This is a genomic window from Collinsella sp. LCP19S3_D5, assembly GCF_052121415.1.
In the GTDB taxonomy this organism is placed as follows: Bacteria; Actinomycetota; Coriobacteriia; order Coriobacteriales; family Coriobacteriaceae; genus Collinsella.
The window spans coordinates 122,793-146,667 of the sequence record NZ_JBQKEH010000002.1 but is presented as its reverse complement, the minus strand read 5'-3'; the positions used below and the strand labels follow the sequence as shown (position 1 = coordinate 146,667).

At 58.0% G+C, this 23,875-nt stretch carries 21 protein-coding genes and 1 pseudogene; 13 read left to right on the top strand and 9 right to left on the bottom strand.

Annotation, left to right across the window (positions count from 1 at the left end):
- Nucleotides 1-54 precede the first annotated feature (54 nt).
- From ACTQXO_RS01635 to ACTQXO_RS01620, 4 genes and pseudogenes are all read left to right on the top strand, one after another.
- Entirely contained in the window at nt 55-930 is an 876-nt protein-coding gene (locus tag ACTQXO_RS01635; protein ID WP_441032540.1) for an EamA family transporter, read from the top strand.
- Nucleotides 931-1,187: 257 nt separating this feature from the next.
- Nucleotides 1,188-1,343, top strand: coding sequence for a hypothetical protein (locus ACTQXO_RS01630; RefSeq protein ID WP_441545380.1), 156 nt, complete (start codon nt 1,188-1,190; stop codon nt 1,341-1,343).
- 12 nt (nt 1,344-1,355) lie between these two features.
- Nucleotides 1,356-1,562, top strand: a pseudogene (locus ACTQXO_RS01625) (class I SAM-dependent methyltransferase); the annotation flags it as partial.
- Between the two features lie 52 nt (nt 1,563-1,614).
- On the top strand, nt 1,615-1,926 hold the full coding sequence (locus tag ACTQXO_RS01620; RefSeq protein WP_441032543.1) for a hypothetical protein: 312 nt from the start codon (nt 1,615-1,617) through the stop codon (nt 1,924-1,926).
- An 83-nt stretch (nt 1,927-2,009) separates the two neighbouring features.
- Here the strand turns inward: ACTQXO_RS01620 and ACTQXO_RS01615 are convergent, their stop codons facing one another.
- The 3 genes from ACTQXO_RS01615 to ACTQXO_RS01605 all read right to left on the bottom strand — a co-directional run bounded on the left by ACTQXO_RS01615 (nt 2,010) and on the right by ACTQXO_RS01605 (nt 4,435).
- Nucleotides 2,010-3,314, bottom strand: coding sequence for a chloride channel protein (locus ACTQXO_RS01615; RefSeq protein WP_441032546.1), 1,305 nt, complete (start codon nt 3,312-3,314; stop codon nt 2,010-2,012).
- A 125-nt stretch (nt 3,315-3,439) separates the two neighbouring features.
- Entirely contained in the window at nt 3,440-3,973 is a 534-nt protein-coding gene (locus ACTQXO_RS01610; protein WP_427719368.1) for a TIGR00730 family Rossman fold protein, read from the bottom strand.
- Nucleotides 3,974-4,009: 36 nt separating this feature from the next.
- Complete coding sequence (locus ACTQXO_RS01605) at nt 4,010-4,435, bottom strand: potassium channel family protein (RefSeq protein ID WP_441032550.1); 426 nt, start codon at nt 4,433-4,435, stop codon at nt 4,010-4,012.
- 256 nt (nt 4,436-4,691) lie between these two features.
- Here ACTQXO_RS01605 and ACTQXO_RS01600 point away from each other — a divergent pair, with 256 nt between their 5' ends.
- Complete coding sequence (locus tag ACTQXO_RS01600; protein ID WP_154516961.1) at nt 4,692-5,171, top strand: pyridoxamine 5'-phosphate oxidase family protein; 480 nt, start codon at nt 4,692-4,694, stop codon at nt 5,169-5,171.
- A gap of 96 nt (nt 5,172-5,267) precedes the next feature.
- Here the strand turns inward: ACTQXO_RS01600 and ACTQXO_RS01595 are convergent, their stop codons facing one another.
- Both ACTQXO_RS01595 and tsaA read right to left on the bottom strand, forming a co-directional pair.
- Nucleotides 5,268-6,479, bottom strand: a complete 1,212-nt coding sequence (locus tag ACTQXO_RS01595) for a MalY/PatB family protein (protein WP_154516958.1) — start codon at nt 6,477-6,479, stop codon at nt 5,268-5,270.
- Nucleotides 6,480-6,591: 112 nt separating this feature from the next.
- A complete protein-coding gene (gene tsaA / locus ACTQXO_RS01590; protein WP_441032555.1) occupies nt 6,592-7,329 on the bottom strand; it encodes a tRNA (N6-threonylcarbamoyladenosine(37)-N6)-methyltransferase TrmO in 738 nt (245 codons plus the stop codon).
- A gap of 141 nt (nt 7,330-7,470) precedes the next feature.
- On the opposite strand from tsaA, the gene ACTQXO_RS01585 reads away from it, so the two are divergent.
- The 5 genes from ACTQXO_RS01585 (at nt 7,471) to ACTQXO_RS01565 (ending at nt 10,774) form a co-directional block, all read left to right on the top strand.
- On the top strand, nt 7,471-8,298 hold the full coding sequence (locus tag ACTQXO_RS01585) for a TipAS antibiotic-recognition domain-containing protein (RefSeq protein WP_427794277.1): 828 nt from the start codon (nt 7,471-7,473) through the stop codon (nt 8,296-8,298).
- Nucleotides 8,299-8,349: 51 nt separating this feature from the next.
- A complete protein-coding gene (locus ACTQXO_RS01580) occupies nt 8,350-8,595 on the top strand; it encodes a glutaredoxin family protein (protein WP_441032559.1) in 246 nt (81 codons plus the stop codon).
- A gap of 293 nt (nt 8,596-8,888) precedes the next feature.
- The gene (locus ACTQXO_RS01575) at nt 8,889-10,175 is read left to right on the top strand and encodes a hypothetical protein (RefSeq protein ID WP_441016494.1); all 1,287 of its coding nucleotides are present in this window, start codon (nt 8,889-8,891) and stop codon (nt 10,173-10,175) included.
- Between the two features lie 57 nt (nt 10,176-10,232).
- The gene (locus tag ACTQXO_RS01570) at nt 10,233-10,499 is read left to right on the top strand and encodes a hypothetical protein (RefSeq protein WP_154516943.1); all 267 of its coding nucleotides are present in this window, start codon (nt 10,233-10,235) and stop codon (nt 10,497-10,499) included.
- An 8-nt stretch (nt 10,500-10,507) separates the two neighbouring features.
- Nucleotides 10,508-10,774, top strand: a complete 267-nt coding sequence (locus ACTQXO_RS01565) for a ribbon-helix-helix protein, CopG family (protein WP_154516940.1) — start codon at nt 10,508-10,510, stop codon at nt 10,772-10,774.
- 144 nt (nt 10,775-10,918) lie between these two features.
- On the opposite strand, the gene ACTQXO_RS01560 is transcribed toward ACTQXO_RS01565, so the two are convergent.
- On the bottom strand, nt 10,919-11,872 hold the full coding sequence (locus tag ACTQXO_RS01560; RefSeq protein WP_441545379.1) for a tRNA dihydrouridine synthase: 954 nt from the start codon (nt 11,870-11,872) through the stop codon (nt 10,919-10,921).
- Between the two features lie 431 nt (nt 11,873-12,303).
- On the opposite strand from ACTQXO_RS01560, the gene ACTQXO_RS01555 reads away from it, so the two are divergent.
- Nucleotides 12,304-12,831, top strand: coding sequence for a hypothetical protein (locus tag ACTQXO_RS01555; protein WP_441032566.1), 528 nt, complete (start codon nt 12,304-12,306; stop codon nt 12,829-12,831).
- A gap of 490 nt (nt 12,832-13,321) precedes the next feature.
- Here ACTQXO_RS01555 and ACTQXO_RS01550 read toward each other — a convergent pair whose 3' ends face one another.
- The 3 genes from ACTQXO_RS01550 to ACTQXO_RS01540 form a co-directional block, all read right to left on the bottom strand.
- On the bottom strand, nt 13,322-16,576 hold the full coding sequence (locus tag ACTQXO_RS01550; protein ID WP_441032569.1) for an ABC transporter ATP-binding protein/permease: 3,255 nt from the start codon (nt 16,574-16,576) through the stop codon (nt 13,322-13,324).
- Nucleotides 16,577-16,818: 242 nt separating this feature from the next.
- Entirely contained in the window at nt 16,819-17,403 is a 585-nt protein-coding gene (locus ACTQXO_RS01545) for a DUF5714 domain-containing protein (RefSeq protein WP_441032571.1), read from the bottom strand.
- A gap of 279 nt (nt 17,404-17,682) precedes the next feature.
- Nucleotides 17,683-17,946: a GMP synthase (glutamine-hydrolyzing) gene (locus ACTQXO_RS01540; protein ID WP_441032574.1), complete on the bottom strand. Its 264-nt coding sequence runs from the start codon at nt 17,944-17,946 to the stop codon at nt 17,683-17,685.
- Between the two features lie 261 nt (nt 17,947-18,207).
- Here ACTQXO_RS01540 and ACTQXO_RS01535 point away from each other — a divergent pair, with 261 nt between their 5' ends.
- Both ACTQXO_RS01535 and ACTQXO_RS01530 read left to right on the top strand, forming a co-directional pair.
- The gene (locus tag ACTQXO_RS01535) at nt 18,208-19,212 is read left to right on the top strand and encodes a helix-turn-helix domain-containing protein (RefSeq protein WP_441032577.1); all 1,005 of its coding nucleotides are present in this window, start codon (nt 18,208-18,210) and stop codon (nt 19,210-19,212) included.
- Between the two features lie 155 nt (nt 19,213-19,367).
- A complete protein-coding gene (locus ACTQXO_RS01530) occupies nt 19,368-23,726 on the top strand; it encodes a hypothetical protein (RefSeq protein WP_441032579.1) in 4,359 nt (1,452 codons plus the stop codon).
- Nucleotides 23,727-23,875: the final 149 nt, after the last annotated feature.

Here is a 23,875-nt window from a genome sequence, read left to right as displayed (position 1 = left end):
TCGGACGAGCGCCGTAAATCTGGCGCGGTCGTTCTTTGGGGAGGCATTTCACCCGTGTCGTGGGTCGCAGCAGCATTTGTGTCGGCTTTCTTTGCCGGCGTCACATCAGTCCTGGCCAAATGCGGCATCAAGCAGACCGACTCCGATGTCGCGACGGCCATTCGCACCTGCGTGGTGCTCGTTTTCGCCTGGGCAATGGCGGGCATTTCTGGATCCATTGGAACCATCGGCAGCATCGAACCCAGATCTTGGCTCTTTCTCGTCCTCTCGGGACTCGCTACCGGTGCTTCGTGGATCTGTTACTTTAAGGCGTTGGGCATCGGAGACGTCAATAAGGTCGTACCGGTCGACAAGATGAGTACCGTACTCGCTGCACTGATCGCCATCGTGCTTTTTGGCGAGACGAGCAACCTTGCGGTTAAGCTCGTGGGAACCGCTGTCATCACCCTCGGTACGTTTTTAATGATCGAGAAGAAGCAGTCTGCCGGACCCGAGCGGCAGCAAGACCGGACCTGGCTCGCTTACGCCCTCGGCGCCGCCGTGTTCGCGGCGCTCACGTCCATCCTTGCCAAGGTTGGCATCGAAGGCGTCGAGTCCAACCTGGCCACGGCAATCCGTACCTGTGTGGTACTGGTTATGGCATGGGCAATCGTGGCAGCTAAAGGCAAGATGGACCAAGCCGTGCACGTAGACCGCTACGAACTCGTATTTCTCGCGGCATCGGGCATTGCGACTGGCGCATCGTGGCTGCTGTGCTACTACGCCATCGCCACAGGCCAGGTGAGCGTCGTGGTGCAGATCGACAAACTATCGATTGTCGTATCGGTACTATTTGCACGCCTGGCATTCAACGAAAAACTCTCACGGCGCAGCGCCATCGGTCTCGCCTTCATCGTCCTGGGCACCGCCGCGCTCGCGATTTGGAAATAGCGCCGATGCCAAGCGAGATCTAGACGCTCGCAAATCCGTGACAAACGGCATATCCCGGCACGCCCGTGACGTTTTACAATATAAACGTCACGGGCCTCGGCTCAGTCTCGGTCATCCAAGGGGATGTCTTTTTGGTCATTGTTCTTTAGGGAACGGTCAATCGCATAGAACCACGAAAACGGCCGTCCAACGGCCTTGGTTTGTTGCGCCGTTCCGCCTCCGTCATCTGCCATTTTTGCACCTGATAGGAAAGAACAATGCAAACCCAGGAATCTCAATCCTTCCCAAAAGCAACTAGCTTCGGCGCGACACTCGTACGCTCTAAGATTATGGGCCCCAATCCCCTCAAGCTCTGCGAAGAGCTGCTTCGCGATGTGCATATCCCCTGCGGCGTCCGCGTCTGCGACCTTTGATCGGGCACCGGTATCACCAGCGCCCTACTCGCCCGCGAATACGGGTTTGACACCTACGCTGTCGATCTGTGGAGCGACCCCGTCGAAAACCGTGCGTTCTTCGATTCGCTCGGTATCTCGCGCGACACGATTCACCCTGTTAAGGCAGACGCCTCGCAGGGGCTGCCGTTTGAGCACGACTATTTTGATGCGGTCGTAAGTATCGACTCGTACAACTACTACGGCCGTGACCCACACTATCTGGGTGAGCGCCTACTCCCCTACGTAAACCATGCCGGGGATGCTCTACTTAAGCATCCCCGGCATGGTTTACGACTGCCACGACAACCTGCCCGTTTGCCTGCTCAAGTCCTGGACACCCGAGCAGCTCGACTATATGCACGACATAGCCTGGTGGCGCGCCATGGTCGAGCCGACCCCCGGCGTCGAGATTGTCTCGATGCAGCCTATGCTCTGCACGGATGAAGCATGGAAAGACTGGCTCGCCTGCGACAACGAGTACGCAGTAGGCGACCGCGCTGCCGTTGAAGCCGGCGCACTCGAATACCTCAACACCATCGCCATTGTGCTGAGGAAGCTCTAAACATTAGCCGCGCGAGGCCGTAAACAAATGACCTCGCGCGGCTTCTTCAAAACGAGTTCTGAACAAACGCAAAGCGCAATATGCTACTTGCGCAGCGGCTTGGGCAGCGGAATGCCGGCGGCGATGGCTGCGGCGATGATCATGCAGACGATGCCCTTGAGCGGGAAGCACATGAGCAGCAGGCCCACGACCATAACGGGTTGGCGCATGACGGCGCCCATCGTCGATGCCGTGCAGACGGCGACGCAAAAGACCGGATCGGCGCCGGTGAGGATGGCAAGGCCATAGCCCAGGCTTACGCCCGAGAAGATAACCGGGAAGAAGTGACCGCCACGCCAGCCCATATTGATGAGGGCGGGGGTCAGCATAGCCTTGACAAGACCGGTCGCGATAAGCACGCCGGCGGGAATGGTCAGATAGGTTTCCATGAGCACGTCAGCCTGAGTCTCGCCGGCAAACATGGTGTAGGGCAGGAGCGTGCCACAGATGGCGAGCGCCAGACCGGCCATCATGGCCTTGACGACAGGACGCTCCCCTATTGCATGGGACAGCGCCTCGCTCGCGTGCTCGGAGACAAAGTACAGCCAGCCGCAAACGGTGCCGAGCAACGCCAGCGGAATGAGCCAGGCAAGCTCCAGGTTGCCCACCTCGGCGGACTCGAACCTGGGCATGCCCATGCCGCCGCCCACGAGCTGGCCAAGCAACAGGTAAGTGCCCAGACCGCCGGCAATCGCAATGCCGTAGACCACGGTCTTTTGCGCCTTGGGCAGCTTGATGGTGATCTCGTCGGACGCGGACTCATCGTCGGCATCTTCGCCCTGGCCGTCGGCGCTACCGGCGAGCGGCGCCACAAAGCCAAAGACAGGCGCGGTAAAGAGCGCCGTCAGGGCAGCCTGGGTACCTAGCAGCGTGAGCTCCCTAAACTCGGCGCCAAAGCGACGCATGCGGTCGCCGACCCAGCTGCACAGGCCCGCGATAACGCCGGTCAGGCCGGCCTCCGGTCCAATACTTCCGCCAAACAGCAGCGGCAGCAATGCCGCAAGCGAAAGCTTGCCCAGATTGTCGTACGGGTAGCGCCCATCTTGCTTGACCTTAGCCATCACCTGATTGAGGTTATCGGTCTTGGTGTCTGTCATCTTTTCGTACAGACCGATTAACAGGCCGCCCAGCAGGCAGACAAAAAACGGGTACGGCAGAAAGCCAAACGGGCCGCTGGCGAGCTCGGGCGAAGCGACGCCCAGTGCATGCGGAATCTCGGTCCATAGATAGTCGATGCCGTGCTCCATCACAAAAAAGAACAGCCAGACCGCGGCACCTGCGAACGCACCGGTCACGGCAACGCTAACTAAAAACAGCGCGCGGTTTGTAGGTTTAGCGAGCTTATCCATCGGGTCCTCCCGCGGTCAAAGTCGACATAGATACGTTTTATTGTAGAGCGAGTGTGGCCCAGACAAGCCAACCGTCTGCGCTGCAAACGGAGCCACCGGGGACCACAGCGGGACAGGCTCAAGGCTTATCCGTTGATAATTGATGCGATTTCGTACAGATCCTCGGCAAAGTAAATGCCTTGCTGGCGCCGTGGGCTTGATAGGCCCTTATCAATCATGTGTCCGAGCAGCGCCTTGAGGTCGTTGTAGTAACCGTCCAGGTTATACAGAATGCACGGAGCACTCAGGTGCCCCAACGACACCGCGGACATAACCTCGGCAATCTCCTCGAGCGTGCCCGTCCCACCGGGAAAGGCAATGAACGCATCGCCGAGCTCGATCATCTTTGCCTTACGCTCCGCCATATCGCTCGTCACGATGAGGTCGTCGATACCGTCATGTTGAAACTCGGCCTCGATAAAAAAGCTCGGCTCCACACCCGTCACGTGCCCGCCGGCATTAAGCACGCTATCGGCGAGCGCGCCCATCAGGCCCGATTTGGATCCGCCGTACACGAGCGCGTGCCCGTTGGCGCCAATCCAGTTGCCCAGCTCCTGCACCGCAGGCAGAAACGCCGGGTCATTGCCGATACTGGCACCCAGATACACGGTGATATTCAAATTCAGTCCCCCTCATGGTGACGCGCTGCGCCCGTTTTAGCGCTGGCGCCGGCGATATTCGCGCACGCGGCGCGACAGATCGGCGAGCTCGTCACGATCGAGCTCTTCCAAATGCTCAAGATCATCCATAAAGCGCGCCATAGTGTCCTTTTGATGCATCTTGATGAGCATATTGCAGTAGCTCACCGCCACGCCCGTGAGCATGGCAATGTAAAAAATGCTGATAACGCTTAGGACGACCGTGATGACACGGGCAATCGGCGTTTCGGCCGGAATGTCGCCAAAGCCGATCGTCGATACGGTTTCAAAGCTAAACCAAAGGCCATCGCCAAACGTAAGAGTTGTTGGCTCAGAGAGCCAAACAGCCATTGAACACAGAAGATAAAAGACGAGAAAAAGGCCCGTGATGCGCACGAAACCGGCTTGACGCAACACATCGGCCAGCGTCCTCAGCTTTTTCATCGAGACCCCCTTTTTTCAGGACAAGCAATCGCTTTTGGTCGGTATTGTCCCACGCCTCCCCCGCAAACGGAACCAGCCATCGAGAATGCCCCTAGACGACGAGTTGTGAGGGACAATCCTTCCACAACAAAAAAGTGCGTTTCAATCTGCGACAAATAGGATGTTCCCGTCGGCCTCGCAGCCTGAACTAGTATCTTGATATAGACATGCCACCCACCGCCGTGCACGCAGCACGCGGAAAGAAAGGAAACCCACGATGTTTAGACCTCTTCGTAGAAAGAAGCGTGCTATCACCGATCAAGAGGCACGAGAGCTACTTGTTAATTGCAAACGCGGCATTTTTGCCGTCAACGGAGACGACGGCTATCCTTACGCCATTCCCGTTAACTACTACTTTGACCCCGAGCACGACAAAATTTACTTTCATGGAGCCAAGGCGGGGCATAAGGTCGATGCACTCAAACGCAGCGACAAAGTCTGCTTTACCGTCTATGGCAACGATTGGTACAAAGACGACGACTGGGCACCCTATGTTCAGAGCACCGTGGTTTTCGGCCGTTGCCGCCTCGTGAACGATGACCCGGCGTTTGTCGAAGACAAAGTCCGACAGTTTGCCCTCAAGTACTATCCTTCTGCCGAAGAGGTCGAAGAGGAGATCAAGCAAAGTATCAGGGGCGTCCAGCTGTATGAAATTACGGTTGAACACCTTTGCGGCAAGCAAATTCAAGAAAAGTAGCAAACGTGGAAAACGCGCTCGCAACCCTCTGCGCCCTATGCGCCCACGCACGTTGACGACACGGGCGCAAGCTGCAGTACCCGAATCGTGCGACCCCTATACCCCAAAAACGTAACGGTCTAGGCGGTCGCACGCTTCCCTTACGCGCGAAAGCGGCAGCGCCAGATTCACGCGAATGTGGCAGGGGCCATGGAACGGACGTCCATCCTGATACCCCACGCCCACGCGTGCCCCCTCGTCGAGCAACCACTGAATATCGCGGCCATGCTCGCGGCACCACTCGGTGCAGTCCAGAAACACCATGTACGTGCCCTGCGGACGCGAATAGGACACGCCCTCAAAATGCTCGTCCACGTAATCGCAGAAGTACTCGATATTGTCGGCAAGCACCTGGTTGAGTTCGTCCACCCACTCGTAGCCCTGCGGTTGGTAGGCACCGATAAGCGCATGCATCGAAAGGACATTCATCTCGTTGTAATGGGTCTTGTTAGACACAGCGCACATGCGGTCGCGCAGTGTCTCGTTGTAGACAATGTGGTAGCTGCCGACCAGACCCGCCAGGTTAAACGTCTTGCTCGGCGCATAGAGGGCAACCGTGCGCATGCGGGCATCCTCGCTCACCGACTGCGTCGGGATGTGCTTGTGTCCCGGCAGAATGATATCGGACCAAATCTCGTCCGAGATCACCACGCAATCGTGCTCGCGATAAATGTCCATGGCGCGCTCGATCTCGTCGCGCTCCCATACGCGGCCGCAGGGATTGTGCGGCGAGCAGAACACTGCGGCATGGATGTGATTTTGGGCGAGTTTGCGCTCCATATCCTCAAAGTCCATGCGCCACACGCTCTGGTCGTCGAGCTGAAGCGGGCTGTGGACAATGCGATAGCCCGCGGCCTCGATGGACTTGGTGAAGCCGATGTAGGTGGGGCTGTGGACCAACACCGCATCGCCCGGCTGGACATACGCGCGCAGCGTCGACACGACACCGCCCAGCACGCCGTTTTCGTAGCCGATATGCTCAGGCGCCAGGCCCTCGACGCCATTACGGCGGCTCTGCCATTCGATGATGCGGTCGAAGTACTCGGAACGCGGATTGAAGTAACCAAACATGGGGTGCTGGGCGCGCTGAATGATGTGCTCCTGGACCGTGGGCACCGTGGCGAAGTTCATGTCCGCCACCCACATGGGAATGCGGTCGAAGCCCTCGTCGGGTGCGTTCGGAGCCATACCGGGGATCTCGCCCCAAGAGTCAACGGCGATGGAGTCCATGCCGTGGCGGTCGATGATTGAAGTGAAGTCGTATTTCATGCTGAGCCCCCGTGCAGAGCGGAATGATTCGGTAAGCGTTATTGTCCACCAGCGTAGGCGATTTTGGCATGGGGTTTGGCGCTTAATTTGATGGGTGCGGACGAATGGCTGGCTAGTCTCGCGCGTCGTTGATTGCGGTTACCGTCAACCTGGCCCCGTCAACCGTAAACGATATGTCGAGTCCGGCGTAAGCCAAGTGGTAAACGCGGTTTGGCTCGTGCTTGCTGCCCGCGCGGCGCGGATCTTGGCGAAGAACCTCGACCAGGCCGGGGAGCTTTGCGGGCGGGACCATGTCTTGAAGCGCTTGCGGGAACTCAACATCGAGCTCTTGCCACGGAGCACCCTCAATCCAGCCGCCGGTCGCATCCGGGTGGCAGTCCGCAAACGGGATGTAGGGCTTAATGTCGTAGATGGGCGTGCCGTCACGCAGATCGGCCCCCAGTACATGGATGATGGGGCCGTCGTCGGTGCGCTCAACGCGGCTGAGCTTGACGCAGGTAAGACCGATGGGATTGGGGCGAAACGGACTCCGCGTGGCAAACACGCCCACGCGCTCGGCTCCGCCCAGACGCGGCGGGCGCACAGTCTTCGACCACTTGACGTTGGTGCCGGACCTGTCCTGCGTCTTGGCATCGGCAGCTATATCCTTAGCCGTGCCGCCGGGCGTTCCGTTTTCGAAGCGCCACAGCAGCCATAGGTGAGAGAAGGAGTCCAGACCCTCAACTGCTGCGTTGGAGGCAAATTCCGGCTCAAAGACGATGCGTCCCTGCAGGCGGGGCGCCAAAAAGCTGTTACGCGGAATGCCGAACTTCTGCGGTAGGTCGGTATGTATGTGTGCGATAGGTTCCATGCCGGTCATTGTACGGCATGGAGGTGTGGGGTGCAGCGCGCAATTCTTCGCCGCGGTCTCCCGTCGTGCAACCAACGGTTGCTTGGAAGGAAGCTGGCCGCCGCGTATGCTTAAGCCATCAACCAGCAGAAAGGAGTCGCTATGGCCTTTGCAGAAAAGCTCATTGCCATTCGCCGCGCCCATCACCTTACCCAAGAGCAGCTCGCCGCCAAGCTCTTCGTCACACGCCAAGCCGTCAGCCGTTGGGAACGCGGCGAAGTCACCCCGGGCATCGACATGATGAAGCTCATTGCCGCCGTAACCGGAGAACCGCTGTCCCACCTGCTCGAAATGCCCGAGCACTATTGCCAGAGCTGCGGCATGATACTCACACCCGACGACTGCGGCACCGATGCTGTGGGCGCCACGACCGACCATTACTGCAAGTGGTGCTACGACCACGGCCAGTACACCTACGACACCACCATGGAGGCGATGATCGAGGATTGTGCCCCGCGGCTGGCGCAAAACACCGGCATGTCGCTCGACGAAGCCGTCTCGCTCATGGGCGCCGTCCTGCCGCAACTAGAGCGCTGGCGCTCCGTGCAAGAAAACGAGGAGCGCTACGGTGCCGAGGCGCGGGCGCGCTATGGCGACGAGGCGATCGACGCAGCAAACGAAGCACTGCTGGACATGGACCCCGAGACATGGAACGACATGAAGGAACTTGAACGCGCTATTCTGGGTCAGCTTTCGATTGCCATGGGCGACGGCGATGCGGATGGAAGCGAGGCCCGCAAACTTGTCGCGATGCACCGTCGATGGATTGGCCTTAACTGGGGGCACAAGCCCCAAGACGAAGCATACCTGGGCCTCGCCCACGGCTATCTTGCTGACCAGCGCTTTATCGACTACTACGACAAGCCCTGCGGCACCGGAGCCACGGCGTTTCTGGTACAGGCCATCGAGTCGTCGTCAGCTCATGCATAGACCGCGGCGGCTTTGGGTATTTCAATCAAAACCTCAACCGATTGGAGACCTATGGCTACTAATCATGAGCTCACGCTGTACGTTATGACTGGCTGCCCGTATTGCATGAAGGTCAGGCGCTTTTTGGTAGATAACAGCGTGACCATCCCTGAGCGCAACATCTCGACCGACCCCGATGCCGAGCAGACGCTCATCGCCGTCGGCGGAAAACGCCAGGTTCCCTGTCTGTTCATCGACGGCAAGCCGCTCTACGAATCGAGCGACATCATCGCATGGGTACAGGAGAACCTGCTCTAGCGTGCGAGTACTCGTTGGGGACGTTCTTAAATGAGTGGGTAGGGCTTCGGTTTCTCAAATATATAGAACATATGTTTGCTCTCTGTGTTATACTCATCCCAAGGCATGAGACTGGTCGAGAGCTCCTGCGGAGGTCCCCAATGACACGCTGGAGCGAGCTCGGTAAGTAAGATCGGTGGTTACCGCACTCGCCCATCTCAGACAGGCTGCGCTCCTGTTCGCCGTCGCCATCAAAGAACGGCACTCACAATCAGACTGTTTCTTTTCCGTGAGTCACACAGGAGCGCATCGCTATGGCAAAAAAGATACCAACCCTTTCACCCGACATTATTTCAAACACCTGCTCGGATATCAGCAGGATTGTCGAGGCCAAACACCTCGGCCAGAAAGGCACCGACCATGAGGCCTCTTCGGAAGGGGCTCTGCTCATCGGGCGCCGTCTCGAGCAAGAGATTGCCGGATACCCCATTTCCAATCTAAATGGCCTACTCTCGCCCATCGCTTGCCACCTCAAGCAGCACTTTAGCCCAAGCCTGGGCCCGACCTATCTCAAGCGTTGCATAAAGCTCGCACGAACTGTTCCGGAAGACATGAGTTTTCGACCGGAGCTTGATCTAGAACACTATCAGTCGCTCGCTCGCATCGCCGACAAAGATCTGCGCTTGGATCTGATGAACGTTGCCGCTGATAACCGTTGGAGCGCATCGCGCATCGATCGTCATGCCCGCTATCGAAGTCCGCAGGACGTTTTGGATGCTTGGGAGCGCCGTGTGCTTGAATCAAATCAAGAAGTACGGCGCTTCGCCCGCGCCTACACAGATGCCTGTGGAATCATTTCACTCGATGAACTTATTGAGCTCTACAACTCCTGTGCCCCCAATCCAGTCTCGAGATTTGAGATAAATGAAACTATTTGGCAAATCAGGAACGAATCGGGGCAAATCGACAATCCCTGCGTCATATCCAGAGATGGAAAACTCTATCTCATAGCGCCTGAGCTCGATGACGCTGTCGATGAAGCCCCTTATTACTACGATGACTACGGATACTCCTATCGAAAATATGAACGACGCAGCGAATACACCGGTGAGATGCGCGCGCTGCGCGAACGGCGCGTTGGCATCAGAGTGGCAGCCATCTTCGCCGGTCACGAACGTCTCCCAATCAAAAGGCTCAGTTATGACGAAGTCATCTGCGGGCATATAAAGTGCAGTCGATCTGTCGAACGACTCAAGCAGTACGTCCTGAGAGACCCTGAGATTAAGGCATCCGATCTCCATGCAAGAGAAGATGAGTTCGATTTCATCATGACAAAGCTTTTGCGTTCCGTTGGACTCAACGGTATGCCGACAGCACAGCAAATTACCGAAGACGCAGCTTTCTTATTGATTGTCGTACGGCCCGAGTTTTACGAACGCAAGAAAACAGCCGAAGTCTCCAAGCTCCTCTCGATAATCTATGAAAACGCTCCCCTCTGGGAGTTCAACGGACGTTCACATACCGAACTAAAAAGCGAAGGAGTAGTGGAGCCTCCGATGTCGGCTTTACATCGAAAAGTCCAATCAAAACAAGTCGCTTAAGCCTATTAACTGCTTGCATTTTTGTTTACAAAACTGTATACAAAAAGAGAGGCCCTTATGGAGCTCATCGCAATCCACCCCCACGCCCTCAAACACGGGCTGACGGAGACGGATATCACCTGCGCCTGGAACTCCGCTTTTGCATGGTTCAGGCGTGATCTTGAAAACGGAGGTATCGATTACGTTCTCGTTGGACTTGATGGAAGAAGCCGTCTCATGGAGCTCATCGCTCGATATTGCTCCAATCGAGATGGCTATATCATTTACCACGCCCTTGTCCCTCCTACGCGCAAGGTGCTCAGGGAAATCGGGATCGATCGATAGGAGGCGCTATGGACGCTAAGCAACTCGAAAAGATGATCGGATTTGCCCCCGGAGAGTTGGAGAAAGCCGCGGAGGCATACGAAAAAGATGAGTGGCCGAAGGGTCGCACCATCAAGCTGGGAAGGCCGTCGATCTCTGATGAGCCAAGCGTTGTTTTATCGGCACGTGTGGGTGAATCGGTTCTTGAAGCGTTTGACGAGAAGGCAAAGCGCCATGGGCAAACACGCACAGAGCGACTCAGAGAACTCATTACCCTTGACGCAATGATTGCCTAGTCCCCCACCGAATCCAAACATGTACGCCAGCATCCAAAGTCGACATTTTTCGATATCTTTGGATGCTGACGTACAGCTTTTGCAACATAGTCATTGGGGACGTTCTTAAATGACTAGCCGTTAAAGAACGTCCCCAATGACTAGCTAACCGTGGAAGCGGGCTATGGGCGCAAGTGGCTGCTCGCGAAAGACGCGATCGACGGCGGCGCGGTATTCGTCGACCTTTTTAGTCTTGCGTACGAGTTTGTGAACGGTAGCAGGATCGGCGAAGGCGCATTTAGCGTAGAACCACCACTCCTTCATGCGAAAGACCGCGTTGCCGCCAATCTCTTCTGCATATGCCGCAAACAGCATGTCGTGGAAGCGCTGCAGTTCGGCTGCCGTGGCAGCAGGGCCGCCCTTGACCATGCGAGCCAGCGCGGGGTTCGCAAGCAAGCCACGCCCCAGCATCACATGGCGTGTACCGGGATAGGCCTCCACCAGCGCCTCCATGTCCTCAAGATCAAAAATATCGCCGTTGTATGCCACCGGAAACGGTGCCCGCTCCAACGTCTCGCCATAAAACTCTTTGCGCGGCGAGCCCGTATAGCGATCCTTCTGTACGCGCGGATGCACGATCAGTTCTGCCAACGGCATGCGACAGTACAGGTCAAGCACGCGCTCGTATTCGTCGTCGCTCTCCAGCCCCAGCCTGGTTTTTACCGACACCGGCAACGGCGAACGTTCGCACACGTCACTCAAGAACACCTCGAGCTCGTCCAAGTTGCGCAAGAAGCCCGATCCTTTGCCCTTGGCAACAACCGTACCCGAGGGGCAGCCAAGGTTGAGATTAACCTCGCGGTAGCCCATGTCGGCGAGCACGCGCGCCGCCCACACAAACTCATCCGCGTTCTTGGATATCAGCTGAGGCACCACGTTAAGCCCTTGGTTGTTAGCCGGATCGATTTCCTTAAACGCCTTGCCGCCAAAGCGGTTGCCCACCCGCGGCGGAGGCAAAAACGGCGTGTAATAGCAGTCGAGCGCACCGAAGCACTCCGCATGCACGCGACGGAACACATGCCCGGTAATCCCCTCCATGGGGGCCAACGATAGAATCATCAACATCTACTCTCAAATCAATGCGGCAAAGGAACCGCCCCTTTGTCACATGCATTATGCCTTGTCCCCGAGGCGGCCCACAAGGCGGAGGCGGTTGCTTGATGTCAACCAGCCCTCCGACCATCCCTGTGCAACGAAGGTGAATGGCGCCCACAAACAGCAAGCAGGGCCGCCCCACAGCAGCTCCCTCTCTCGCCACTTTTTCCTTGTCCAAAAGAGGACGTTCGCGATCAAGCGATCACCAACAGCACGCTGCTGACCGCCATGTCTGAACAACAGACACCCTCCGCTCATCTATACTCAAGAGTGTGTGCGCATCGCCCCCGAAAAAAGATGAGAGTCGAGGCCCCATGTAGCTGCTCACCGAGCAAGAAAAGAAACGCATCCAGCGGTACTGCACATACCCCAAAATCGCAGCGACCGCACTCGTCATGTCGTTCGCAGCATACCTGTTGATGTTGCCGCTCCAAATGATCAACGATATCGCGTTCCACCAAAAGGAATTCCAACCCGCGGGCATATATACCGCCATTGCACTCACCGCAATCGAACTCATCATCCTTTGCTATTGCGCTCTTGCGCCGCGCTTTGGAATGCAGGGCAAACAGTGGACGGAGCTGCAGAGCAGGCTTGCGGTAGCCCAAACCAACAAAGACCGCTCCGCGGAGGTCGCCGGCGTGCTCGCCGCGCAAGATGCCTTGGAGCCCGTGTGCAACCGCATCGCGGCAGACGACCCATACGAGTCGTATCACGACTACGGCTACCGCATTACCGGCTATCTGCTTGATAATGACCTCGGCGCTCAAGCAGCCTATGTCTACCTTTCTTTCGATGCAGATGGCATGCTCACGGACGTCGATTACACCAGTCAGATCGACCCCGAGGCAAGCCTTGCATACAACCTCGCCTGCAGCGAGCAGGATATCGCGACACTCTGCGCCCCCCGCTCAACGGGTTAGGCATTTCCGTTGCCACATCGGGCCTCCTCACGCCATGCAGCCTGTCGGATGAATTTAAACAGGCATTTTTAGCCGGATTCCTATATGAAGAAATCAGCATCAAGACGGAGGACGAATCTATCAAGTCGTACTACACCTTTGACGCCGAGCCCAAAGAAGAGTTCGACAAGTACACCCATCCGGAAATTAGCCTCATGCTCTCCGCAAAGGAGGACTAGCAACTTACGCTCTAATTGACGCTGCAAACGCCGTCTATATCTCAAGGTCTAATACTTTTCCCGAGAAGTGAACGGCTATATTTGGACCCCCGAAGCATCGACATTTTTAGACGCCAAACCCGCAGGATTTGGCTGGCAAAACCGCAGGAAACCGCCTTCAATAAGTGTCGATGCTTCGGGGGTCCATTTTGACTCGTTCACTTCTCGGGAAAAGTATTAGACCTCGATTTACATGTCACTCAATGTGACAAAGGGACAGTCCCTTTGTCACATTATTCGGAGCGCAGGGCTTCTACGGGGTCTTTCTTGGATGCACTGCGGGCCGGCAGCAGGCCGGCAACGACCGTCAGCAGCACCGAAATTGCAATGAGCGCCAGCGCATCCTGCACGGGCAAGCTCATCAGATTGGGCACCTGTTTGGCAGCAAGCGCCCAGGCATTAACCGGAAAACTCACGGCCACCACAACGACAATGGCAAAGACACCGGCGATGAGGCCCTCGATAAAGGTCTCGGCGTTGAACACGTTTGCCACGTTGCGCTTCGACGCGCCGATCGCGCGCAGGATGCCGATCTCCTTCTTGCGCTCCAGCACGCTGATGTAGGTGATGATGCCGATCATGATGGAGCTCACCACCAGACTGATACTCACGAATGCGATGAGCACCAAGCTGATGGTATTCACGATATCAGTCACCGAGCCCATGATGATGCCCATGTAGTCGGTGTACGAGATTGCCTGCTCGTCGTGGCCGGCGGCTTTGACCTGCTTGTTGTACGCATCGATATGGTCGAGTACGCGCTCCTTGGCCTCAAAGTCGCGCGGGAAAATCTTGACCGAGATGGGGTCCGCTTCATCCGCGTAGCCCAACGTGGTCAGATTGTTGTCGTAGGTGAGCTTCGACGCCTTGGCATAGCTCATCATGAGCGAGCTCAGGTCCTCGGCGTCCATGTTGAAGTGGATAGCACGAGCAAAGGCGCTCGCATCCACGCGCATGGCGCTCGCCAGGTTGGCAAAACTCGAAGACATCTGCGTCACCATCTGGTCCATGAGCCCTGCCGCGCCGGCCTTGAGCTGGGTCGACACGGTCGTTGCCACCTGCTCGCTGATCGCCTTCATCACCTGATCCATAGCCTGCTGCAGATACGGAGCCAACTGCTTTTGGACATAGTCGGTCATCGCCTGTTGCAGGCGCTCGGCCAGGGCATCGCCGCCGAGCGCCTTGAGCTGCGCCAGGCACTGCTGCGCCACAACATCGTTCTCGAGATACGCCGAAAATGCGGTTGCAAGCTTTGACGCGTCTTTGAGATCTTCGGGTGACAGCGCCCTAAACTGATCAGACTGCAAAAAGCCCTCAAATAGTTGGTTGGCAAGCGTTCCCACCTGTTGCATTTGCTCGGGCGTGAGCTCCAGACCATCAAAGATACCCGAGAAATCGGGGGTCGGCGCTTTGGCCATGATGTCGCTTAAGTCAATGTCGTTGCCAACGCCCGAAAGGTCAATATCCAGGCCCGACAAATCGATGCCCGAAAAATCCATGCCACCGGCAGCACCCGAGAGTGCAGACGCGTCGAACGAGAACGCGCTCTTGAGCGCCGCCTCGTCCACACTGAACATACTGCCCAGATCCACGCCTTGCTTGGCCTCGCCTTGCAGTTCGTCGAAAGTTTTGCCCGTAAAGACATCCGTCTCGGGGTGGGCAAGTTGCTCTTGCACGATCTGCGAATCGGCGGCGCGCTCCATAAGCTGGCGAGTCAACGCATGCGTATAGGCAATGCCCGGAGACAACGCGCTCGCATTGGCCGTCTCGTTAGGTCGCACCACGCCCACAATGTGCACGTCAATACCGTCGGCAACCTTGGCCGTCATAAAGTCGGCGTCGCCGGACATGTCAGTCCACATGCCGGTCTCTTCGTTTTTGCGATAAGCATCGGCCGGCGACAACACCTTAAACGTCGTGGACAGCGCATCGTCGTAAGTAAAGTCGGCGCCGCTCTCAGGCGTCTCAATATTACCGTCGGCGGCCATGGCACTGTTCACCAGGTCGTTGAGCTCATCGATATCCAGCGCACCGATGCTGTAAAGCGTATAGTCGCCCACCGTTCCACGGCTCGAAAGCACCATTACGGCTTCGTGAGCAGACGTAGGCCAATGGCCGGCGACGACATCGTACTGGCTGTCGAGCAGACTCTGATCGTCGATCATCTCGTTAAAGACCGAGGTCCCCATGGAGTCCATGCTCACCGTTGCCGCCGAGCTCGCACCACCGCTCATGGCCTCGGTCATAGCGTTGGGCACCAGCCGGACAGGCTTCTCATCGCCCTTGCTGGCACGATAGACAACCGGCGTCACGCCGTAACCGTACTGGATGGCGTTGACCTCTTTGTCGATACCGTCGCCGCCGGCATCGAGCCATGCCTTAAAGCTCGTCATATCGTTGGACTTAACACTTGCGAACATATCCTTTACGGCCGTGACCACGGGAATCTTTTTGGTTCCCTGAGCCTTGCCGTCGGTGCCGTCGTCGGACGAACCCTCGTTCTTGGACGTATCGTCATCCGTGGCCCCCTGTTCGCCCATCATGGACGACAGGTCGTAATCCTGCTTGGAAATGGTAAGCGGGTAGCTCGAAAGCGTATCCTCCTCGACCTTTTTGATGTAGCCGTTTACGCCATTGGACAGCGCCAAAATCGCCGCGATGCCAATAATGCCAATCGAGCCCGCAAAGGCCGTCATGGCCGTACGGCCCTTCTTGGTCATAAGGTTTCGGGCAGAAAGCCCCAGCGCCGTCACAAAGCTCATCGAGGTTTTGCGCGTAGGCTTGGCCTCGCGGCGCGTGGCGTCAGCGACATCGAAAGGATCAGAATCGTCGGTAATCTTGCCGTCCGCCAGGTTGACGATGCGCGTGGCGTACTCGTACGCCAGATCGGGATTATGCGTGACCATGATAACCAGACGGTCGCGCGCGACGTCCTTGAGCAATTCCATGACCTGCACGGACGTTGTGGAATCCAAGGCGCCAGTCGGCTCGTCTGCCAGCACAATCTCGGGATCATTAATCAGGGCGCGGGCGATGGCCACGCGCTGCATCTGTCCACCCGAAAGCTGACTCGGGCGCTTGTTCACGTGCTCGCCCAGACCAACGGCCTCGAGCGCCTTGCGCGCACGCTGGCGGCGCTCGGCGTGCCCCACGCCCGTGAGCGCAAGCGCCAGCTCCACGTTTTCCAAAATGGTCTGATGCGGAATGAGGTTATAGCTTTGGAACACAAAGCCGATGCGGTTGTTGCGATAGGCATCCCAATCGCGATCGTGGAAGTCCTTGGTCGAAATACCGTCGATCAGCAGGTCACCCGAGTCAAAGTGGTCGAGTCCGCCGATAACGTTGAGCATCGTGGTCTTACCCGAACCCGAGGGGCCCAGAATGGCCACGAACTCGTTATCGCGAAAAGACAGGCTTACGCTGTCGAGCGCCACCTGCGTAAACGACTGCGTAACGTATCTTTTGCAAATTCCTTTGAGCTCCAGCATGGACGGCAACCTCTCCTGCGCAGGCACCTTGCCCGCTCTCCCCCGCCGTTCGTATTCGACGCGTTTGTCCTACTCTATCCCCATTTTTTACCGGCGTCAGTGAGGAATGTAACAAACCGCACCAAAAAACGAACGAGACGGCACGCCGCGTGGCGCACCATCCCGCGCATACCGCCGATAATGTGACAAAGGGACTGTCCCTTTGTCACATCTGCCCAACCCTTATTGGGGCACCCGATTCCCTATTGGATGATAAAGGACGGATGATACGGGCACTTTTCGCCCATGCACACTGTATTGGCCGCATAGCTATCGCAGGCTGGCGTCTTCTCCCATGCTTTAAGCTGCGGTCCGCCGAGCGCGTTAAAAAACGAAACGGCCTCACGAATCGCCACGCGCGCGTCTCGCTTGCAGCACCGCGGGCTTCCCGAGCGCGCGATGGCGGCGAGTAGCTCAGAAACCATAAGCTGCCCCTCCTGCCAGCCTTCACTACGCAGCGGCGCATTGCCGCGCACGATTGCATATGCCATGCCCGCAGACGCAGCTGCCCCGCACACGCCCCAACGGGCACACGTTGCCCCCGGCACGCAATCCGAACGAGACATCAAATCGGCAAGATCGTCTTTGAGCATCGCATCTCGCTCCCCAGATGCTTCGGCGTTGCGCCAGCACGCAAGCAGCACCGCGCCCACAATAAAATGGTGGATGGGGCCAAAATCCACGCAGCGCTCATCTGCCATAACCTCTTCCAAAAGAGCCGCGGGCGCCACCGACACACTGGCCATGAGCATCTCAACAATCCAGCTTGTTTGTTCGTCTTTTGCCATGCGGCATCCTCCTCTAAAACAAATTGTGCGCGCACTCCATTATGGCCTTCTTCTGCCCGGCGCGCTCAATGCGAAACAACCTGCTTCGCTCGTGCCGCTAACAAGCCCTGCTAGTTCTCGTCGCAAATCAGCCCTGCTCATGAGCAACACCAGAGGCGATGGCAGGCACGATGGACAGTGGCGACACCACGACGGAAGCCCTTTTCGAAAAAGAAGGCCCCGCGCAATCGCGCGAGGCCTCCCCATTCATGGAACTATGATCAAAGCAGCCCAAAAAGCTTACTCCCACTCAACGGTGCCGACGGGCTTGGGCGTGAGGTCGTAGCACACACGGCAGATGCCGGGGACCTCGTCCTTGTACAGCATTCTGACGGGCTCGCAAAGCTCAAACTGCAGGTCCTCGGGCAGGCCAACCACGTTGTGATGGGCCTTCACGCCGTCCTGGGACTCCAGGATGTCGGGATAGATGGTGCCCTGAGCGAGGAAGCTGACCTCGTCGCCAACCCTGCGGGCCTCCTTTTCGGTTCGATGGGAATGCGTCACACGTATGCAAACGCACCGTCATATGACCTCATTATATGCAGAACAAGATGTGTTTCCCATCGCTGCGACAAAGCTTTTTGCAGGGGTGGCAATTTTTCCTACTGTCGAGCTCAGCTAGGCTTCGGTAGCCACCTTGGCAGCATCGCCAATAGACTCTTCCTTTATACGTTCTGCGTAATCGTATGCCATACCCGCAAATTCCAGTCCCGAGTAACAGGAGTACAATTGCTGCTATTGTTGCCAGCTGTTGGGAGATGGAAGATGGACTGCGATGGCTACCCATGCGTTCCCATGCCGTTGATGTGCACCGCCTTTGTGCCGGGGCAGATTGACGCTGCGGTTGCAGGCATTTCCGACCCCGATTCGCGCGCCATTGCCACGGCAGAAGCGCTGTACTTTCGCGGACAGGCCACCCTCGCTGCCAAGACGGCGCGCCCTTATCTTGACGCCACCGACCCCGCACTGCGCTATTCCGCATGCTTTATCTGCGGATACGCCAGTCTGTCGCTCAACCGTATCGCCGATGCCCGCCGGTGCCTTACTGGCATCCTCGATACGCCGGCCGACGAGGAATCGCCTGCCGTCCACGCCATGCACATCCTGTTCACCTCGGCCGCGAGCGTCCTGCTGCACTTGCCTTCCCCGTATTCCGCCGAAGAGTTTTATCCGCTTGCGGCGCATTTGCCCGAAGGCCTGCGCCTGTTCGCCAGCTACGTGATGGCGCACGCCTTGTATCTGCGCGGCGAATACGGCCGCAGCCTGGGCATGGTGGAAAATGCCCTGATCATGAAACAGGGAAGCTATCCCATCTCGGAACTGTTCCTGCACCTGGCGGCTTCCATGGCATGCATGAGCCTCAAGGACATCGACGCCGCAAAGGCACATTTCGGAGCCGCTTGGGACATTGCGCGCCCCGACGGCCTTATCGAGCTCATTGGCGAGCACCACGGCCTTTTACAGGGGCTCATCGAGGCGTGCCTAAAAGCGCAATACCCTGACGATTTCGCACGCATCATCGAGATTACGTATCGATTTAGCTACGGCTGGCGGCGCATCCACAACCCCGATTCGGGCGAGGACGTGGCCGACGATTTAACGACCACGGAGTTCACCATGGCCATGCTCGCCTGCCGCGGATGGACCAACGCCGAAATCGCACGCCACATGGAAGTATCGCCGGGCACTGTTAAAAACCGCCTATCAGGAGTGTATGCCAAGCTTGGTATCGGAACTCGCGCCGAGCTGGTCGCGCATATGTTGCGTTAGCGACCGGGCTGCCAAGCGCATCGAACGCGTTCCGGAACCCGGCGCTTCGCTCGATCAATTTGGACATTTTGACCCTTGAACGGCACTACCGCCACGGGGCACCTTCTCGCAAAATAGGATTATTTCCTCCGTTATTTGCGGGATGGGAGCCCAAAATGCTTGATCGTCGTTCGCTACTTATCGCCGGAGCATCCTCGCTGGCAGGCATCATGCTGCCTCGCGTGCCGAGCAGCGCAAACGCCTTCATACTGCCATTCGCCCCCACCGAGGCCTATGCCGACGAAGAAGACCCCTTCAAGGTGCTCGTTCTCTCGCGCACCATGTTTGGTGTGGTCGTGGTCGACGTCGCCAACAAGAATATGCCCATCAAGGGAGCCCAGGTCACGCTCGCGTCGCGTTATGCCGCGGGCAAGCAGCTCTCCGCCACTACCGACGACGAGGGCACGGCCATCTTTGAGGTCGCGCCGCTTTCGGAAGGCTACGTGGACGAGGCAACGCTTCTCGACGCGTACGACTTTAACGGTGGCATCTCCATCAGCATGGCGGGCTACCGTGATGTCGAGATCCCCCTCACGCGCATCCAGGGCGGCACCGCCATTACCGCGCCCACACGTCCGCTTTCCGACGGTGAGCCGTACTTTCGCCAGCTTACGTTCGACGAGTGGGACATCCAGTACGCCGACGCCACGTTCATGGCACTGCCGAAGGACGACGCCGGAAACGACCAACCCGACACGCACGCCTTTACCGTGCAGGCACATCTGCCACAGGGTGGACAGGCAACGCTGTGCATCAACAAGGTAATGCCCGCCACGAGCAGCTCATCCGAAACCGTCACGCAAATTGGCCAAGTCAAGGCCAGTGCATCGGGTTCGGATAATCTGGCAACGTTCACACTCGAAGACACGTTCCTCGATGCAGCTTCGGGCCTTCTGGAGGAAGGATGCAAGCTGCGCTTTGTCCTCGACTATCAGGGCAAGACCTATACACTCTCCTCCCCCATGGCCGTTGTCACCGCGCCGGCCGCAAAGGCAGAATCGGGCTCGACCACTATCGTCCCCACCACCATGGACCAAGAGATTACTCCGTTTGATTTCCCGGCGGCGTTTCCCGGCATCGGCGGCAATAAGTTCACGTGCTGGATGCCCTCGTTCCCCATTTTGTTCGATTTCTCTTTTGCCGGATACGTGCTGTTTGGCGGAGGATACAAACCGGTCGGCTACATGAACGATTCGGGCAATCCGGATCCGGAATACTGGAAGAAGTCACCGCGCGAGTCGGGCGCCAAGCAGGCAAACCGCTACCTCGACGAGATGGAGGGGAAGTGGAATCAGTACAAAAGTATGAGTGCCGGTTCGGGCACCGATCCAAGGAACACTAAGCTGCTTCGTCACCACTGCACGCCGCGTTTTACGATGAATATCGCCACACAGCTGTACGGATCGCTCGCCTACGACTGGGTGGGCAAAACCTGGGGTGACAACAACGACCCCGCATTTGGCAATATTAAGGCCCTCTTCCAGGTAAGAACCGACCTCAATTGGACCGAGCAGTTTACCCTAGGACCGGTGCCGTTTTTCCTAAACGTCAACCCCTGGGTGCTGGCGAAGCTGGCGCTCGCCGTGGGTGCCCACACGCACGGCAGCGGCGCGGCGTTTTTTAAAAACATTTCGCTCGACTATTCAAACACCTCGGGCTCGTTCACCATCCAGATCGGGCTTGCCGTCACCTTTGGCGCCGGCGTTGCAGGCGTCGCTTCGTCTGCCGTGCGCGGCGCCGCATCCCTCACGCTGTTCATTGGGTACGAGAAGGCAGATGGACACCAGCTTCCGCGACTGCGCGTAGGTGCAGACGTCGATGTCGATGTGATACTCCAGTTCGTAATGTTCAAGTGGACCACCAAGGCTTGGTCGGGGTCGTGGCCCACACTCCTCGATTCGTGGAATATGTCGGTGAACAATGGCAACCAGTATGTGCTCCAGCGCTCTGAGCTCGCATTGGGTGGAGATACGCCTTACACGTTGGATGCCCGCTTCGGCACGGCCGGCAACGCCGAGGCAGGCGGCGTGCCGCAATTTATCGCATCGGCCACCATCGTCACCAACGCCGAGCTGCTCGCACGCGCCGAGGTTAAGGCCACCGCCGTAAACGTCGCGCCTGTCGTGCGCGATTGGGATCAAGCGGTCACGCGCATTGAGCTCGAGGCGGATGCAGAAAGCGACGACACGGGACAGATCGAGCATTTCGTCCATACACTGATAGAAAACGCCGCGCCGATGTATAAGTACACCTATATCGGGCAGGCGAAGGACGCCGTTGCGGACCCCAACGCCAATTCTGCTGGCGTATCGGAGGACGAGCGTGGCGGCATAAAACCCTCGAGCGACAACGTGCTGTTTACTGGCGTGCTCAGCGAAGCTCACATGAAGCTGGCAATGATTGCCGGCGTAGAATGTCTGTTCCGTATCGCCTCGGTGCGCTACGGCGACAATGGCCGCTCGCGCCTGGTGGTGCACACAAAGGCAAACGGCACGTGGTCCGCTCCCACTCCCGTGGACTTTCCCCTTGGGTTTGGCGAGGGCGACGTGGAGCGCGACGGCATATTCGATTACGACTTCGACGTGGTGGAATATACGGACGGAAGAGGAAACCAGGACGCCTACGTGCTGCTGATCTCGGGCGAGCGCCCCGCCGGTGACAACACCCTTTTCGATACGGCAAGCACAGCCGGCATACTGTCCGTCGTGCGCCTGCGCATAAGTAATAGCAAAGTTCGCGTGGTGTCGTATACGTCGTGGCGCAGCATCTCGCGCGGCCGCCTTCAGGAGGATGGCTACCATTGTCTGCAGTGCCCGCGTATCACGGTGGGCAAGACGCTCGTCGACGGGCGCCTGTCGGGTGCCTACCTCCACCGCCGCGGAACCACCGCAGAAGAGGCGCTCGGCAGCGAGGCCGAGGTTGCGCTGGAATGCTTTACCTTGTGGTCGGATGATTTGGGCGACAGTCTCACGTTCCGTCAGGTCCTCCGCTTTCCGCAAGCACCGTCGAGTATCGAGCTGGGCAAGCCCGAGAATATCAACGGCAAAATGGTGGTGTCCGTTGCGTACGAGACCGCAGACGGTTGCGGCTGCGCATCGTACGCCGTGATCGGCCAGTCCATTGCGTGCTGGGACGTTATGTCACCAGACGCCACGGTACCTCATGCGGTGCCATGGCCACAACATTCGGGCTTTTTGGCAACCGTCAACGAGCAACTGCAGCATATTACTTGGACGCGAGGCGCATCGGCATTTGCAACGCAGCCCGTGGGTGCCGCAGGCTGTGGCCCGGCATCGTTTAGCGTAAGCAACAACGGCAGGTGCGTGCTCTATGTAGAGAACACCGATGGCAAGGTGGGACAAACCTACGACGAAGAAGGCAACCCGGTAGCAGTGATGGGCAAGCACTTCCGCATCTTCGCCAGCACCTTGGCAGGCGATCTGTTCACGGAGCCGTTCGTGATGTGCGAGCTGGACCACCCCGTCGATCAGATAACGACATTTTTGACGTCGGGAGGCATGCTCTCCGCACTCGCCACGCACATTGTGAGCGCGGAGAAGAGCGAGGCAGAGCTGCACGGCATCGAAGTGCCCTTGGTGGCGTGTGCCACTCCGACGGGCGCAGTCGCTACCTCGGGCGCAGTGGTACCCGGAGCAGCAGGCGAATCCTTCATGGTCACGGTGCGAAACGACGGCAACACCTTGCTGACCGCCGGCACGATCGATCTGTACCGAGAGGGCTCCAGCCAGCCGTTCTCCAGCGCATCCATCGGATTCGGACTGAACGCACGCATGGTTTCGATCTACGATCCAGAGCTTGCCGAGGATGCTTCGGCCCAAGACATGGCACACGTGAAGTACGCGCTCGAGACGCTGGGCGCACGTTTTGCAACGCACCCGCTGGTAGCCGACAACGGCAACGCCGTGCTGGCACCGGGTTGCACGGCACAGTTCCGCATGAGCTTCGCCATCCCCGAGAGCTGGAGCGACGATGTGGGCAAACGCGTAACGCTGTATGCGAAGGCGCATAACCTGGTGGCGCTCGATCCCGTAACGCTCGAGGAAATTCGGCCGGGTGCAAACTCGGCGCTGGGTGCCGTACTGCACGAGCTTCATGTGCCCGACGCGGCATGCGAACGCTCAGAAGTTCAGGTCGGCGTATGCGACAGCGCGGATACGACGGGGCTTCACGATGCACCGATGACGGTGGACGACGGTGGCGGCTCGAGTGGCGGCGGTACTGACAAGGGCGGCGGCTCCGGCGGAAGCAGCTCCAGCAGCGGCAAGGACCACAACAATAGCAAGCGCCCCGGAAAAGCGGGCGCGCTTGCGGGCACGGGCGATACATGCGCTCCCCTTACGGCAGCCGCTGCAGCACTCGCCGCGGCAGGCGCCGGCCTCGTCGCCTACAGCGCCCGCCGCACGGCGCTCGAAGCCGATACCGCCAATGAGGTCAATTCGGATAGGCCCCGCTAGCTCCTAGTTACTTTTGTGAGAGACGCCGACTCGGCTCATTCGTCATCGCTATGCGGACATTACAACTTCGGTTCGCTATTCAAACTTGCTCGCACAATACCGACTCGGTTTTGTGCGAGTAAACGAAACCTTATCGAACTCCGAACGAT

Coding starts and splice junctions, on each gene's coding strand:
- ACTQXO_RS01630 (WP_441545380.1), top strand. CDS start 1,188: ATGCAAACCCAGGAATCTCAATCCTTCCCAAAAGCAACTAGCTTCGGC.
- ACTQXO_RS01620 (WP_441032543.1), top strand. CDS start 1,615: ATGCCGGGGATGCTCTACTTAAGCATCCCCGGCATGGTTTACGACTGC.
- ACTQXO_RS01615 (WP_441032546.1), bottom strand. CDS start 3,314: ATGGATAAGCTCGCTAAACCTACAAACCGCGCGCTGTTTTTAGTTAGC.
- ACTQXO_RS01605 (WP_441032550.1), bottom strand. CDS start 4,435: ATGAAAAAGCTGAGGACGCTGGCCGATGTGTTGCGTCAAGCCGGTTTC.
- ACTQXO_RS01600 (WP_154516961.1), top strand. CDS start 4,692: ATGTTTAGACCTCTTCGTAGAAAGAAGCGTGCTATCACCGATCAAGAG.
- ACTQXO_RS01595 (WP_154516958.1), bottom strand. CDS start 6,479: ATGAAATACGACTTCACTTCAATCATCGACCGCCACGGCATGGACTCC.
- tsaA (WP_441032555.1), bottom strand. CDS start 7,329: ATGGAACCTATCGCACACATACATACCGACCTACCGCAGAAGTTCGGC.
- ACTQXO_RS01585 (WP_427794277.1), top strand. CDS start 7,471: ATGGCCTTTGCAGAAAAGCTCATTGCCATTCGCCGCGCCCATCACCTT.
- ACTQXO_RS01580 (WP_441032559.1), top strand. CDS start 8,350: ATGGCTACTAATCATGAGCTCACGCTGTACGTTATGACTGGCTGCCCG.
- ACTQXO_RS01575 (WP_441016494.1), top strand. CDS start 8,889: ATGGCAAAAAAGATACCAACCCTTTCACCCGACATTATTTCAAACACC.
- ACTQXO_RS01570 (WP_154516943.1), top strand. CDS start 10,233: ATGGAGCTCATCGCAATCCACCCCCACGCCCTCAAACACGGGCTGACG.
- ACTQXO_RS01565 (WP_154516940.1), top strand. CDS start 10,508: ATGGACGCTAAGCAACTCGAAAAGATGATCGGATTTGCCCCCGGAGAG.
- ACTQXO_RS01560 (WP_441545379.1), bottom strand. CDS start 11,872: ATGATTCTATCGTTGGCCCCCATGGAGGGGATTACCGGGCATGTGTTC.
- ACTQXO_RS01555 (WP_441032566.1), top strand. CDS start 12,304: ATGTCGTTCGCAGCATACCTGTTGATGTTGCCGCTCCAAATGATCAAC.
- ACTQXO_RS01550 (WP_441032569.1), bottom strand. CDS start 16,576: ATGCTGGAGCTCAAAGGAATTTGCAAAAGATACGTTACGCAGTCGTTT.
- ACTQXO_RS01545 (WP_441032571.1), bottom strand. CDS start 17,403: ATGGCAAAAGACGAACAAACAAGCTGGATTGTTGAGATGCTCATGGCC.
- ACTQXO_RS01535 (WP_441032577.1), top strand. CDS start 18,208: ATGGACTGCGATGGCTACCCATGCGTTCCCATGCCGTTGATGTGCACC.
- ACTQXO_RS01530 (WP_441032579.1), top strand. CDS start 19,368: ATGCTTGATCGTCGTTCGCTACTTATCGCCGGAGCATCCTCGCTGGCA.